Source organism: Flavobacterium subsaxonicum WB 4.1-42 = DSM 21790 (genome assembly GCF_000422725.1).
Lineage (GTDB): Bacteria > Bacteroidota > Bacteroidia > Flavobacteriales > Flavobacteriaceae > Flavobacterium > Flavobacterium subsaxonicum.
In genome coordinates, this window is the sequence record NZ_KE383913.1 from 1 (window position 1) to 15,786 (window position 15,786).

Consider the following 15,786-nt stretch of genomic DNA (forward strand, 5'->3'; position numbering starts at 1 on the left):
AACTAAGGGTAATGTATAAATTCTTCATGTTTCTTTATGTCGCTTTTAGGTTAGAAATAACGTGGTGAACGGGATACTTTTCTCGGGAAGTTCAGATCGAACAGTAACATGAACTCGTGCGAGGCCGGTGTGGTTACGTTAAGGTCGGATATGATGTGGTCATACGCGTAGCCTATCCTGATGTTCGGTGTTATGGCATAGTTTACCATACCGCCAAATGAGTCGTCTAACCTGTAGGTAGCGCCTATCTCGAACTTATCGAAGAACATGGCGTTTAGCGATCCGTCGATTGACGGGTCGATGCCGAAGGCCGATTTTACCATAAAGCTTGGCTTTAGCTTAAAGTTGTCGCCTATCTCAAATACATAACCCCCAGTCAAGAAATAATGGGATTCTTCTGACCCAAATTCCTGGCTGTTTGGCCTATAGTCAAAGTGTTTGCTTTTTAGCATGTTGGGTACCGAAAACGCTAAGTAATAATGCTCGGTATAGTAGAACGCTCCCGCACCAACATTAAAGTAGGTGTTGTTTACGTTCGAGCTGAATGCCGGGTCATTGGGTGCCGGTACATTGTTCTCCCCGATGTCGGTAAAAAGGCCTACATCGTGAAAGGTGGCGCCTGCTTTTATACCCAGTGCCAAACGGTGTTCGCCGCCTAATTTTAGGGTATAAGAGAAATCAGCATATACATTGGTCTCTTTTACAGGCCCGATCTGGTCTACTATGGCCGATAGGCCCAGGCCCACATTTTTGCCCACTGGGCTGTGCCCCGAAAAGGTCCCTGTACTGGGTGAATCTTCAATATCTACCCACTGCTTGCGGTATAATAAACCTATCGAAAGGTTCTCTTTACTGCCCGCATAGGCCGGGTTGATAACATTCATGTTGTACATGTACTGCGTGTAGTGCGGGTCCTGCTGTGCCGTAGCATCCAACAGCCCTCCTAATGCCAATAAGGCCGCCAGGTATATTTTCTTCATGTGTGTTTTTTTTCTTAATTTATTAAGGCATAGCTAACCCCCGCTTTTATGGGCGGGGGCGAGCTGCCTTTAATTTAATGTTTATTATTTTTCCTGTCTGTTAACATATATCCAACCTGTTTGAGTTTCACCGTTATTACGTTCAAACATAAAGAAGTATGTACCTGTTGGCAATTCATCGCCACCATCGGTCTGGCCAAACCATTCGTTTTTGTAACCAGATTTGCTGTACACCTCTTTACCGTAACGGTTAAAGATTTCAAGTTTTCTTACATCAAGACCAGAAAGGTCGAAGCTATCATTTAAGCCATCATTGTTAGGAGAGATACCTTTTTGTACCATACAGCTTGCGCTCTCTACAACAATCTCTGCTGTAGCAGGGCAATCGCCGCTTAGTGGAGTAACGGTTACAGAATAGGTTCCACCATCTCTAATAACAAGTGTTTCATCTGTACCAAGTTCTACACTGCCACTGTTCCAAGAATAAGATACAGTATCAGGGTTGTTTACAAGGTCGTTCTCGAAAGAAACAGATAGTGTGTACTCATTATTAATACATTCATGCACCACAGTTACAACAGGCAATGCTGTTATAGTAATAGTAGTAGTTGCAGTTACCGATGGGCAATCTGCAGTACCGGCTACTGTGTTGCTTACTGTATAAGTACCGGCAGTACTTGCAGCAAGGTCTATTACACCTGTAGCAGCATTGATAGATAATCCGGCTGGGCTGGCGCTAAATGTACCGGCAGCATCTGTTAAGATTGGAGACGGGTTAGTAGCTTCGTCCTGGCAGTAAGCAACAGATGCATACGTAAATGTTGGTACCGGAGCAGCAATAACGTTTACTGTAAATGTTGCTGTAACTTCTGCACATCCGCCTGCGGCTGCAATAGTGTTAGTAACAACATAAGTACCTACCTGGCTTGTTGCCGGGTTAATGGCTCCTGTAGCAGCATCTATTATTAAACCTGCGTTATCTACAGTAAATACGCCTGCTGTTGCACCTGTGTTAAGTACTACAGATGTATTGGTAGCGTTTTGACAAACTGTTGCAGAGGCATATGTAAAGCCTGCTGTTGGCAGTGTAGTAATGGTAACGCTGGTTGTAGCAACAACCGGATCGCAACCACCTGTAGCAGCTACTGTGTAAGTAACTTCAAATGTACCTGCTGCACTTGCAGCAAGATCTATCTGTCCTGTAGCAGGGTCTATTACAACACCTGTTGGAGCACTGTAAACACCACCCGGTACGCCAGTTTGTGTTACAGTTGCATTACCTGCATCTGAACAGTATGGAGCTGTACCGTAAGTAATAGTAGCAACAGCCTGTGCTGATATTGTAACTTCAAAAGTTGCAACAACCTCTGCACATGCGCCCGAAGCAGCTATTGTATACGTAATAGTATAAGTACCTTCTGTAGCTGTATCTATAGCACCTGTAGCAGGATCTATTGCTAAGCCATTGCTTGCAGTAAATGTACCACCACCTGTGCCTATAATGCCCGGTATTACAACACCTGCATTAGAACAAAATACTGAACTTGTGTATTCTATTGTTGCTTCCGGAGCCTCATTAATTACAACTTGTGTAGTTGTAGTAAATGCATCGCAAGAACCTGATTGGGCAATTGAGTACGTTACAATGTACGTACCCGGTGTACTGCCTGCCATAGTAATTGTACCGGTTGTGGCATCTATAACAAGTGTACCGGTTTCTCCTGCAATTGGTGCAGCAGAGTAAACACCACCTGTACTACCTGTTAGGGTAACAGCAGCAGGAGCACCATTAGAGCAGAACGGACCTGCGTAAGCTATTGTAGCTGTTGGAGCAGCAACAGTAGTTACTGTAACTGTAGCTGTAGCTGTACAACCGCCGTTATCTATAGTTACAACATACACACCTGCATCTGTAACTGTTATAGAGCTTGTAGTATCTGTAAGATCTACGCCATCCAGAGTCCAGGTGTAAGTTATACCCGGTTGTGGGTTGGTAACGTTAACACCTATAGTACCAGATGCACCACCGCAAAGTGTAACATCGGCAGGTATTGGAGTAAACACAGGAGTAAAGTCTTGTACATTAAGCTCGAACGACTTAATTGCGTAGCACTGACCCGATGTTAAAATAATTCTAACATATATTGTCTGGTTGTACTGTGTAGTATTTGTAAACGCAGTAGCAGGGTCTATTGCATTAGTTTGCGCCTCTGCATCTGCCTGGGTTAAATAGTATGTTACAGTATAAATACTTGCATCTAAGCCCGTTAAAACAATAGGAGTGTTTTCTGTAAGATCGAAAGTAGCATAACCATCAGCATCGCAAATAGTAAGGTCTACAGGATCTTGTGTAATTACAGCAACCGGCTCGTAGAACTCGATAGTAATATTACCTTCGCGAACACAATCTGCACCTATTACAGATGCCTGAAGGGTATACTGACCCGGCTCTGTAACTAAAAGTGTAGGATCTGTTTCGCCATCCATAACAACACCGTCTTGTAACCACTGGAAGGTATAAACTTCCGGATCAAGGTTAGAGTTAAGGGTAACATCTCCCTGGTCGCAAATTGCGTTGTTAGTATCAACAGTCATGTCATCACCTAAAGGTATGCTGCCAATATCCAAACTACCACCTAATAAGAATACTGCCGAAGAATAGGCACTATCTAACTGGTTAGCAACAGCCATTTGCATACGATAATTGTGTCCTTCTAAAAGTTCTATTGGAAGGTATGCACTCATATCTGTAGTTTGCCCGTTAAAGTTAATTGGAGCAAGCAGGCTGTTGTGCTGGCCAAAATACTGTGCATTAGCAGCAGTACAGCTGGCATTAGCCTCGTGTATGGTTGTAACTAATATAGGAGTAGTTGTGCCCGGTATAACGGCAAGGTTATACGTTTCGTTAGTTTCAAGATCTGTTAGGATAAATGCAAATACATCCGAATAAGTACACTCAAAGCTCGAGTTGTTGTACTCTTCTGAAGCAAATATAAACCTAAACAACTCGTGGTTTACAGGTAAGTCTACCAGTGGAGAGAAATCAAACTGTAACGATGTACCACCGTGACAGCTTCCTGCTGCAACGCCAATTTCGTTTTCAAGCATTGTTTCTACGGCAGCGTTTTCCCATGTACTACTAACAACGTAGCTGTTTGGTCCTGGCACGTCATCTTCGGCGTCTCCACTAACAAGTACAATACCTGTAGCAAAAGGGAAGCTTGATCCGTTGGCCTCAAAGTATCCAATACCGTTTTGTGTAGTTCCTGTAGAAGAAATAACGTTGCTTACAAGTGCGCAGTCAGACCCTAAGAATACTTCCTGAACAAGCTCTTCGTTAGTATATTCTGTTGAAGATACAGTAATTGGAGGCTCTGGCGTTGTAACGCAAAGGTCAAAGCTTGTTAGAGCACCGTAAATGTAAGTAGTATGAACCATTACATAATACGTTTCTCCAGGCTCAAGATCATCAAGAACTACAGACTGGTTGTAACCGCAGTATACCTCTTCGGCATCATCGCCGCAACCGCCGGTAGATATATTTAAATAATAGTAACCGCCAACTGCATTAGAAATTTCTACAGCATGAGAAGGTCCTGTGGCAACAAAGCTATACCATACATCGTACATTGGTTCGCCCCACATACAGCTTGGCGTTACGCCAGATGATGTAGCACCTGTAACAGTACCCGATACGTTTTCTACGCAATCTGCACCCGGGTTAACCGGTAGTGGTAAAGCACCATCGCAATCATCGTTAGCAACAGCCGTTGTAAACGTTTCTGGCCCAGACCATGTACTGTTGCCATTATCGCCGCCGCAAATAGCCCTTACATAAGCAGAGTAGGTTGTACCCGGTGTAAGTGTAACAAAATCGGCAAGGTCTACCGGGTTATCGTTTGTTAGCATTGTTGTTACAACAGCAGCATCAGGATCTGGTGCATCTGCCTGGTAAGCAACAACGGTAACTTCCCACTGTGTGGCAGCACCCATCTCATCCCAGCCAAACTCGGCTGTTGTAAGTTCTATATTTTCTATCGTTAAGTTTTGCGGCTTAGGGCATAGTGGCGCCTCGCAAGAAGGTATACCTGTAAAAATAGTACTACCCTGTGCACCTGTACCAAATGGCTTAACAAATATATCTTCCATAAATGGAGAGTACACAATTAAACCTTTGTCGCTTACATCCCATCCACCTGTATTCCAGTAAATAGAAATTTCTGTATCGGCACATAAAGGTATTTGTACACTGTGTTCGTACATATCCGGAACACCCCATGTAAACTCGTCTCCAAAAGTAGCTACAGGAACACCAGCCTGATAAACAGTCATGGTATTACCCTCGTAACCCCAGCCATTCTGGCTTTGCATTGTAAATGTGTATAAACACTGGTCTGCCGCCTCGCATACTGTAGTATGGAACGGGAACGGACCTGCCCATGAGCTCGATGTATCTTCGTCGCATACTATCCTAACATAATATTCGTAGTTAGTAGCAGCCGTTAAGCCACCTACGCCTACTGCAGGGTTTGTAGCCGAAGAACCTGTTGGAGTACTGGCATCCGTTGGTGCAGCCTCGTTTTCGTCAACGTTTACAATATAGTATTCGTAGTCTGCCGTAGCAGGGCCGTCCCAACCAAGGTCTATGGTTGTCATGGTTGCATTTTCTGTATATAAACCTGTTGGAGGCAAACATGCCGGCACAAGGCAATCAGCAGCACCGGTATATATTGCAGTACCCACAGTGCCCTCGTAAGGTAACATTGTAAACAATGTCTGGTCGAAACCATTTACAATTTGTAAACCTACTATATAAGAGTAGTTACCACCATTTGTCCATTGTACCTGGAAAGGCAAACCTGTACATAAAGGCACTGTTACAGCCTGTGTGGCACCGGTAGTAAATGTAGAGCCAATAGTAGCTACGTTTATACCGTTTTGAGATATTTGCATTTGGGCACCATACCATCCTGCACCCCAGCTGCTTGTCATTATAAAGGTATAATCACACTGCTCTTCGGCAGGGCAGGAGTCTGAGCTAAATGCATACGGGCCAGCCCAAGGGCTATTTTGTGTATCGCTACAAACCATTCTTACATAGAATACGTAGTTGGTAGCCTCTTCTATAGCTACAGTTACAGGGTTTGTAGATGTAGGTATAGCATCTGCATCTGTTGGTGCAGCACCGCCGGCTTCAACTACATAATATTCCCAATCACCTGTAGGCTGTCCAGCCCAGCCAAGATCGGCACTTGTGTTGGTAATGTTGGTTGCCGTTAAGCCTGTAGGAGCAAGGCACATTGGCGTGTCGCAATCTACATCGCCAGTATAAAGTACAGAGTTAGGTGCACCAACACCAGCTGCCTTAGTATAAAAAGTTTGCGCAAAACTGTTTTGTATAGATACACCAACCTCTGTAGACCAGCTACCGCCACTGTTCCAGAATAACTGTAATGGCACGCCATTACATACCTGAACCGGCACTGATGTTCCATAACCCGATGTTAAAGAAAGGGTTGCTATTGTTATACCGTTTTGAGAAACCGTCATGGTATTGCCATTCCAGCCATCGCCAAAAGAGTCTGTAAGCACAAATGTATAAGTACATTGATCTGCAGCCTCGCAAATCATAGTATTAAATGCATAAGGGCCAGCCCATGCACTAAAAGTACCGTTACCGCAATCTGCCCTTACATAATATTCGTAAGGAGACGCTGTTACAAGGTTAGCACCTAAGTTAGTTTGTGTAACTGTAAATTCTGTATTATCGGTTACTGTTGTACCTGCTCCGGCCGGTATGCCAGCGTTAGGAGTTTGTACATATAATTGCCATGAAGTTGCGCCACTTGGGTTTGTCCATGATAAATCTGCCGATGTCATACCAATATTGGTAGTAAGCAAGCCAACCGGCTTTTCGCAATTTACCTGTTGTATAGTAAGGGTAAACGGAGTTGTTTGTGGTGACGGCGATGTAGAAATTACTATATAGTAAGTTGTACCCGCTGTTACACTAAGTGTTGGAATAGATATTGGAGTTGGTGTCCATGATGATATACCACCACCAATACACTCTACACCTATGTCTGCGCAGCTGTCGTAAACAAACATACCACTGTAAGCAGAGTTATTTGTTAGGTCTAAACTTATAACGCCAGTAAATTCGGCTTCGTAAGCATACACAACATTGTTACCATCCATATAACCATAGTTTACGCCGCAACCGGTAGCACCCGGGCTGCCTTCGTAATTGGTATCGGCATAGCCAGATGTATTATCCGAAACAGAGTAAGGTAAAGCCGGTATAACTACCGGGGCAGAGCAGCTATCGCCAAGCCCTACGGTACTAAAGAAAAACGGACCCACCCAATCGCTTACGCCGCCATCGCCACAAAGCGCGCGAACGTAATATTTGTAATCAGTATCTTCTTCTAACTGAAAATCGTAACCCGGTGTACCGGCAACAAATGGCAGTGTACCAGAGTACTCCTGTCCAGATCCTGTTGGAGCAGGCTCTGCCTCTAAAACCTCAATTTCCCATGTGGTAGCACCACTTGGGTTAGCCCAGCTAAGCTCGGCAGTAGTTAGAGTTTCGTTATCCGATGTAAGAGTTGTAGGATCAAAACATTTAGCCGTTACAGATACATCATCTATAGCCCAACGCTCTGCGTTATCACCTTTCATTACAAAAGCAAGATACACCATATCGCCAGTAGCAATAGTAGATGGCACAGTAAGGTCTACCTTTTTTTCTGTCCAGGCAAGCTGCACAGGGTTTAACTGTAACTCAGTCCACTCTACAATTGGCGCACCGTAGCCTGTGGTGTTGGTTTGAGCATTTGCCGTTGTTTTACAGATGTATATTTTAAACTGTGTACTCTGGTCGGCGTTAAAAAACAACTTAGAGTAAAAATGTAGCTGCGGGTTAGCAGGCAGCGGAAAAGACTTGGTAATTAGCCAGTCTTCAGAAAAAGTGTTAGTAGTAACATTTTCCTTATCAAGAAAGGCGGCATGTGTTCCGTTTAATGCCGGTTGTTGGGCAGAACCGTCGCCCTGTACCCACCAGACCTGAGAACCGTTGCCGATGTTAGCCAGTGCCCAGCCTGTAGGCCCTCCTGCACCGGTGGTTGTTTGTTCCGTCCATGTTCCTTCAAAACCCTCAAGAGCTAACTGCGCGTAGCTACATAGGGAAATGAAAAACATGAAAAAGATAAGAGTAGTTTTTTTCATAGAATTATATTTAGCAGTTTATGTTTAAGATTTCGAAAATAAGGAAAATTTTTAGAAGAGTCGCACCTAATGTTAAAGATTATCTAACATTTAATTAAAAAAAACAAAATTTCCTTTAAATGTTATGAATATAAAAACATAGTATACAGTTTTTCTGACATTACTACATAAATCTTATATGTAAAGTTTACTTTATATCTTTGCAACTCCTAATATTTACAATGGATACCACTAAAAAAATATACTTTGCGTCCGATCAGCACTTTGGAGCACCAACACCCGAGCTTAGTTTTCCGCGCGAGCAAAAATTTGTAGCATGGCTGGACCAGATTAAGCACGATGCAGGGGTGCTTTTCTTATTGGGCGACCTTTTTGACTTTTGGTTTGAATATAAAACCGTGGTACCCAAGGGCTTTGTGCGCGTATTGGGCAAACTGGCCGAGCTGCGCGACAGCGGTATACCCATTTATTTTTTTACCGGCAACCACGATTTATGGATGCACGACTACTTTCAAAAAGAGCTTAATATACCCGTTTACCACCGCCCGCAGGAGTTTACCTTTAATAATAAGGTGTTTTTAATTGGGCATGGCGATGGCCTTGGCCCCGGCGATAAAGGCTATAAACGCATGAAAAAGGTGTTTACCAACCCGTTTTCTAAGTGGCTTTTCAGGTGGTTGCACCCCGATATTGGGGTTAAACTGGCTCAGTACCTGTCGGTTAAGAACAAGCTGATTAGCGGCGATGCCGATGTAAAGTTTTTAGGCGAAGACAACGAGTGGCTGGTGCTGTACAGCAAGCGCAAGCTGGAAACAAAGCACTACGACTACTTTGTATTTGGCCACCGCCACCTGCCCATGACCATTAATGTGGGCAACAATGCCACCTACATTAACCTGGGCGACTGGATTGGCTATTTTACCTACGGCGTTTTTGATGGCGAAAAATTTGACCTCCTTACTTATAAGGATTAAGCACATACTCCTATATATAAAGGAGTGCTGAATTAATTTTTACACGCAAAGTTAAGGTAATCAAGTAGTTCTATAGTAAAAAGGGTGCCTTCTACAAGGTCTTTAATTTGCATAAGCTCGCTTTTAGATACGGCTAAGTCTACTGCATGCAATGGGGTCTTGAGCAAAAATTTGTGGCAGCGGGCGCGGTGGCAGCAGTCGGCGCAGCCTGTTTCGCGGCAGGTTTGGTCGATAATTTCGGCAAACTCCCTTATCTCATTGGCCGAAAGGTAAAAGCCGGTTTCTTTAAAAACCATCTGGATGCGGTCTTTTAAAACCTCATTGTTTTTTCTCCAGTGGAAAGCCACCCCAAAATCGTTAAAATATATTTGCTCAATTTCTTTCATGCCAAAAATGTTTGAAACAAAAATAGCAATTATTTAAAATCATTCTAAATAAAACAGAATTATTTTTCGCTAATTTTTCACTTTTGGATTCTGAGATTGAATAGGTATTTTAAATTTTGAATGGTCCATTTTAAATTCAGCCTCCCGAAATTTATTTTGAATGATGAATTTTAAATTTTGGATGCCAATTTTGGGTAGTTTTAAATTTTAGGAACGCCCAAACGGATATTTTGACGACGAATTTTGATTGATAAATTCCAAATTCGGCAAATAAATTATACCAACCGGTATATTATCAAAACACCCTCCAAAAAGCCTAAAAAATTATACCGATTGGTATATTCTTAAATTTTCAGTCCATCCCGTTTCGAAATTTGGAATTTAAAATTTTGCCCACTGCCCATTGACTATTGGAATTTCCCTATTGGATTTGCTTATTGTTATTTGCCCATTGCCTATTGGAATTTTGCCCATCGCTTATTGCCCATTGTTATTTGCCCATTGCCCATTGCTTATTGCTTATTGCCTGTTGCCTGTTGTTATTTCCCCATCGCTAATCAGATTCCTCGCACCTAATATCCCTCAATCGCAACTGAAGGCTTACCTGTCCGTTCCATTCATTTTCATCAATAGAATAAACGGCATCAAAAGCATCGCCGTTGCAGGCAAGGTCTTTTTTAACAGCGAGGCCAAAGCCAATGGCACCATAGCCTTCGCCGCCGTTTTGGCGTACAAACAGCCGAAGGTGGCTCTCGTCCTGCCCTATTGCCTTGCCAAAACCACTATCGGTAAGGTTACGGCTCAAAAATACCGGACTCATATTTCCCGGGCCAAAAGGCTCAAACTGCTTGAGTATACGGTGAAATTTGGGAGTAATATCTTCAAAATCCAATTCGGCATCAATGCTAATCTCGGGGGTAAGCAGTGCAGGGTCAATAGTTTGCTGCACCACGGCCTCAAACTTATTTCTAAACAGTTCATACTGGTCTTCCAGCAGCGTTAAGCCCGCTGCATACATGTGGCCGCCAAATTGTTCCAGATATTCGGCGCAAGCCTCGAGGGCATTATAAATATCAAAGTCCTTAACAGATCGTGCCGAAGCAGCCAGCTTATCGCCACTCTTGGTAAACACCAGCGTGGGACGATAATAGGTTTCCGTAAGGCGCGATGCCACAATGCCAATAACACCCTTGTGCCAATCTTCCTGGTACACCACAGTGGTAACCTTATCATGGTCGCCGTTCTGGTCAATCTGCCGAAGGGCTTCCACCGTAATTTGCTTGTCCAAATCGCGCCTGTCGGCATTAAGGGTTTCTATAGAAGCGGCAAATTCTTCGGCTTGGGCCAGGTTAAATTCCGTTAGCAGCTCTACCGCATAGTTGCCGTGCTTAATTCGACCGGCAGCGTTAATGCGGGGGGCAATTACAAACACCACATCGCTAATGGTAAGCACCTGTTTTTTAATATTTTGTATAAGCGCCTTAATACCCGGCCTTGGGTAGCTGTTAATAACCTCCAGCCCAAATTTAGCCAGCGTACGGTTCTCGCCCGTAATGGGCACAATATCGGCCGCAATGGCAGTAGCCACGAGGTCGAGGTACGGAATAAGATCTTCAATCGTTTCGCCCCTGTTTATGCCCAATGCCTGTATAAGCTTAAAGCCCACGCCACAGCCGCAAAGCTCGTCGTATGGGTAATCGCAATCGTCGCGCTTCGGGTCCAGCACCGCAACCGCATCGGGCAGTGTATCGCCGGGTCGGTGGTGGTCGCAAATAATAAAGTCGACGCCCTTAGCTTTGGCATATTCCACCTTATCGATCGATTTTATACCACAGTCTAACGCAATAATAAGCGTACAGCCGTTATCGTCGGAATAATCTATACCGGCATTGCTAACGCCGTAGCCCTCCTTATATCTATCAGGAATGTAGGTATCTACATTAGGGTAGTAACTCTTTAGGTAGGATGACACTAACGACACCGCCGTGGTACCATCTACATCATAATCGCCAAAAACCAAAATACACTCATTGTTGGCAATGGCCTGCTCAATACGGGCAACAGCCTTATCCATATCCTTCATTAAATACGGGTCGTGCAAATCGCTTAACGACGGACGAAAGAATGCCTTGGCCTCATCAAACGTTTCTATACCACGCTGTACCAAAAGGGCAGCCACCGCAGCCTCTACGTTTAAAGATGCTGCTAATTGTTGTACTTTTTTGGGGTCGGGTTTAGGTTTAAGATTCCAGCGCATGTGTTGTAAATTGTGGCTTGTATGTATTTTGCAAATGTAAGCATCTTGCCGTTAGTTTTGTGGATGGTATTTTATATGCCGCTCCTCCGGAGCTCAAAACACACACTGCGATAATTGTCTCTATAAATATGCCGCTTCTCCGAAGCTCATCATTGGCTGAAAATTAAGATAACCGGAATTTTGCTTAGCCCCGGCGGGGCGGCATATAATTATAGCAATTTCAAGCTGCCAGGTGTTGGAGCCCCGGAGGAGCGGCATATAATTATAATTTGTGTCAAGAAAGTCTAATTAACTAAATACCTACAAGGTTCTAAAACCTTGCAGGAAGCGCAAACGGCACGGCAACCTACAAGGTTCCAAAAACCTTACAAGAAACGCAGACGGCACGGCAACCTACAAGGTCTTCGAGACCTTGCAAGTTTAAAATTAGTGTAATTCGTGTCAAAAAACACCCCCTATCGCGTAGCGATTTAATTTCGGTAGCATTAAACAACAGCAAGTAAAATTTCCCGTTAGGGAATTAATACTACAAACCTAAAATTTGTATGCCGCTCCTCCGGAGCTCAAACACACACACTGCAATAATTGTTTCTATAAATATGCCGCTTCTCCGAAGCTCATCATTGGTTGAAAATTCAGATAACCGGAATTTTGCTGAGCCCCGGCGGGGCGGCATATTTATAGCAAATTCAAGCCGCCAGGTGTTGGAGCTCCGGAGGAGCGGCATATAATTATAATTTGTGTCAAAAAACCTATTTAACCAATACCTATAAGGTTCTAAAACCTTGCAGGAAGCGCACACGGCACGACAACCTGCAAGGTCTCGAAGACCTTGTAGGTTTAAAATTCGTGATAATTCGTGTCAAAAACCCACACCCAAAAAACATAAAAAACTACTAAATGCAACACAATTGCATTTTGAATAGTTTTTATAATTATCTTTGCAGCTCATGAAAAGAAAGTTTGCATTATTTAATCTGGCCCTTATGGCATTGGTACAACTTACCATTGCCTACCAGTCTTTTCATGCCTTTAGCCACGAGCACTATGCCGAACAGCATACTACGCAGCAGCTAAAAAAACAATCAGCACAAAACCTTAGCAAAAACCACACCCATAACGACGATTGCGATGTGTGCGATTTTCATTTCGATTTTTTTGTGGCACCGCCGCAATTTTGCCTGAGCCTTAGCTTTGCCTTTACCCCTATACCTTACAGCTACAGCACTGCCGAAAACAGCGTTTTCTTTGCCGGTAGCCTTTTTGCTTTACGGGCACCTCCTGTTTTGGCGTAAGCCTTCTTATTAACACAAGACAAGACCTCACCCCCAACCCCTCTCCACACGAGCGCAGCGAATTGGCGAAGCAAAGGAGAGGGGGGCAGCTTCACTCGTATGCATAAGCCGTAAATAGTAAGTTTACGCTTTATCTACTTCCTTTAGTTGCAGGAGTTAACCCTTGCCTGTGTAATAAGCACCCAAAACTTCTTGTTTCCATCGAATATCCATCCCTGGCTCCCCTCTCCTTTGGAGAGGGGCTGGGGGTGAGGTTAAATCACATTACCATGCGAATTTATTTCACGCTCCTGGCCGTATTTCTGGCCGGTAGCCGGTGCGCACACGCCCAAAGTACCCTTAGCGGAAAAGTTGCCACCACCCAGAACCAGCCCTTAGACGGGGCCCATATACATATAGACAACCTGCATGCCATGAGCCTGCCCGATGGTTCGTACAGCCTGCCCGGTATATCGGCAGGCAGCCACCGCGTGGTTATATCATACATTGGTTACAAGAGCCTGGACACGGTGGTAGACATTTACCGTAACCTTATACTGGATGCCACACTGAAACCCGAAAGCACGCAGCTACAGGAGGTGGTTTTAACCGAAACCCTTCAGGCAAAAAGCACCGTACACGAGCAAAGGCTTAAAGCCGAAACCATAGACAAGTACAGCAACGCCAGCCTGGGCGATGCCCTTAAAGAAATTGCGGGGGTAAGTTCGGTTAAAATGGGCAGCACCATTGTAAAGCCCGTTATTAACGGGTTGCACAGCAGCCGCGTGCCCATTATTAGCAACAATGTACGCATGGAAGACCAGCAGTGGGGCACGGAGCACGCGCCAAATTTAGACATCAATTCGGCCGGAAGGGTAACGGTTATTAAAGGTGCAGGTGCTTTGCAATACGGCGGCGATGCCGTGGGCGGACTGGTACTTGTTGAGCCGGTTACCGTTTTAAAAGACACGCTGTTTGGGCGCACTATTGTTACGGCAGATTCTAACGGGCGGGGCGGCAGCATAACATCCAGCATTCATCAGGGGGCCGAAAAAGGCTGGGCGTGGAACGCAAGCGGTACTTTTAAATACATGGGCGACCGCGAAAGTCCGGACTATGTGCTTAGCAATACCGGCAACCGCGAGGCCAATTTTGCCGGCGATATTAAATATATAGGTAACAGTTACAACCTTACTGCTTACTACAGTTTTTATAACGCGACAATCGGCATAGCCGAGGCTACGCACACGGGCAGCACTTCCGATCTTGTTCGTGCCATCAACAGCCACCAGCCTAATGTGGTTCGCCCGTTTACGTACAGCATTGGCGCGCCGCGACAGGAAATTATGCACCACCTCGCTAAGATAAACCTCAACAAAAAGCTGGATGATAACACCACGCTGGCAGTTCAGTATGCGTTTCAGCTCAACAAGCGCGAGGAGTATGACCTGCGCCGTGCCGACCTGATTGATAAACCCGCACTCGACCTTACCCTGGCTACCCACAGCCTTAATGCCGACTGGAAGCAAACCAACGGCAACGCCACCCTTAAAGCCGGTGCAAGCGGGCTGATGCAGCATAACAGCGCGAGTCCCGATACCGGGGTGCGCCCGCTTATACCTACGTACGATAGGTTTGATGCCGGTGCTTACGGAATTTACTCGTACGCCTTTAGTACTACGCTTACCGCGGATGCCGGCATAAGGTATGATTTCTCACACATTGAAGCTACCAAATTTTATCAGGTAACCCGTTGGGAAAACCTCGGCTACACAGGCGTTTACGATAACTTTATTACACAGGATTTTGGCACGCAATACCTAACCAAGCCGTCGTTTACGTATCATAATATATCGGCCAGTGTGGGGTTACGGAAAGAACTCGGCAACAGCCTTAGCCTTTTGGGTAATGCCAGCCTTGCCATGCGCAACCCCAATGCCGCAGAGCTTTTTAGCGATGGCCTAAACCATACCAATGCCACCATAGAGCTGGGCAACCTGGGCAATAAAAAAGAAGAGGCTGTTAAGGTATCGGCAACGCTGTTAAAAACAGGGTCGGTTTTTAGTTTTGAGGTTACACCTTACATTAACCGCATTAACAACTTTATCTATTTACAGCCCAGCGAGGCCGAGGCTACCATTCGCGGCACGTTCCCTGTGTTTCGCTACAAGCAGACCAACGCCTTAATGGCGGGCTTGGACCTGCATGCTGACTGGAACATTACCAACCGCTTTAAATACACCTTTAACGGCGCCTATGTGTACGGGCAAAACACAACCGAAGGCCTCCCGCTTATCGACATGCCGCCGCTAAACATTACCAACACAATTAGGTACACCAAAACCGGTTGGCACAACTTTTTTGCCGAACTGCGCAGCGAAGCCGTGTTTACCCAAAGCCGCTATCCCAACTATAATTTTGAGGCCAACGTATTGGTAAATAACGAGCTTGTACCCACCCTTACCGATATCAGCACGCCACCCGCAGGCTACCACCTGCTGCATTTTACAACGGGTATGCAGTTTACCTTAGGTAAAACAGTAGCGGCAGTAAACGTATTGGTCAACAATATTTTTAATACCGCCTACCGCGACTACCTCAACCGCCAACGGTTATATACCGATGAGATAGGCCGCAACTTTCAAATACAATTAAAACTCAATTATTAATTTTAAATACTTTCTAACA

7 protein-coding genes are annotated in these 15,786 nt (G+C 44.8%); 3 read left to right on the forward strand and 4 right to left on the reverse strand.

The genetic code is table 11. From position 1 onward, the window contains the following. Positions 1-50 precede the first annotated feature (50 nt). Positions 51-980 (reverse strand): PorP/SprF family type IX secretion system membrane protein, encoded by a 930-nt coding sequence (locus tag G509_RS0120850; protein ID WP_026993328.1) that lies wholly within the window; start codon positions 978-980, stop codon positions 51-53. An 84-nt stretch (positions 981-1,064) separates the two neighbouring features. Next, a complete protein-coding gene (locus G509_RS0120855) occupies positions 1,065-8,207 on the reverse strand; it encodes a choice-of-anchor L domain-containing protein (protein ID WP_026993329.1) in 7,143 nt (2,380 codons plus the stop codon). 221 nt (positions 8,208-8,428) lie between these two features. On the opposite strand from G509_RS0120855, the gene G509_RS0120860 reads away from it, so the two are divergent. Continuing rightward, the gene (locus tag G509_RS0120860; protein WP_026993330.1) at positions 8,429-9,181 is read left to right on the forward strand and encodes a UDP-2,3-diacylglucosamine diphosphatase; all 753 of its coding nucleotides are present in this window, start codon (positions 8,429-8,431) and stop codon (positions 9,179-9,181) included. Between the two features lie 32 nt (positions 9,182-9,213). Here G509_RS0120860 and G509_RS0120865 read toward each other — a convergent pair whose 3' ends face one another. Further along, the gene (locus tag G509_RS0120865; RefSeq protein WP_026993331.1) at positions 9,214-9,567 is read right to left on the reverse strand and encodes a hypothetical protein; all 354 of its coding nucleotides are present in this window, start codon (positions 9,565-9,567) and stop codon (positions 9,214-9,216) included. Positions 9,568-10,120: 553 nt separating this feature from the next. Continuing rightward, positions 10,121-11,824, reverse strand: coding sequence for a single-stranded-DNA-specific exonuclease RecJ (gene recJ / locus G509_RS0120870; protein WP_026993332.1), 1,704 nt, complete (start codon positions 11,822-11,824; stop codon positions 10,121-10,123). Positions 11,825-12,774: 950 nt separating this feature from the next. Between recJ and G509_RS23055 the strand changes: the two genes are divergently transcribed. Together G509_RS23055 and G509_RS0120880 are read left to right on the forward strand one after the other, a co-directional pair. Further along, the gene (locus tag G509_RS23055; RefSeq protein WP_051200398.1) at positions 12,775-13,119 is read left to right on the forward strand and encodes a hypothetical protein; all 345 of its coding nucleotides are present in this window, start codon (positions 12,775-12,777) and stop codon (positions 13,117-13,119) included. Between the two features lie 269 nt (positions 13,120-13,388). Then, positions 13,389-15,767: a TonB-dependent receptor gene (locus G509_RS0120880; RefSeq protein ID WP_026993333.1), complete on the forward strand. Its 2,379-nt coding sequence runs from the start codon at positions 13,389-13,391 to the stop codon at positions 15,765-15,767. Positions 15,768-15,786 lie beyond the last annotated feature (19 nt).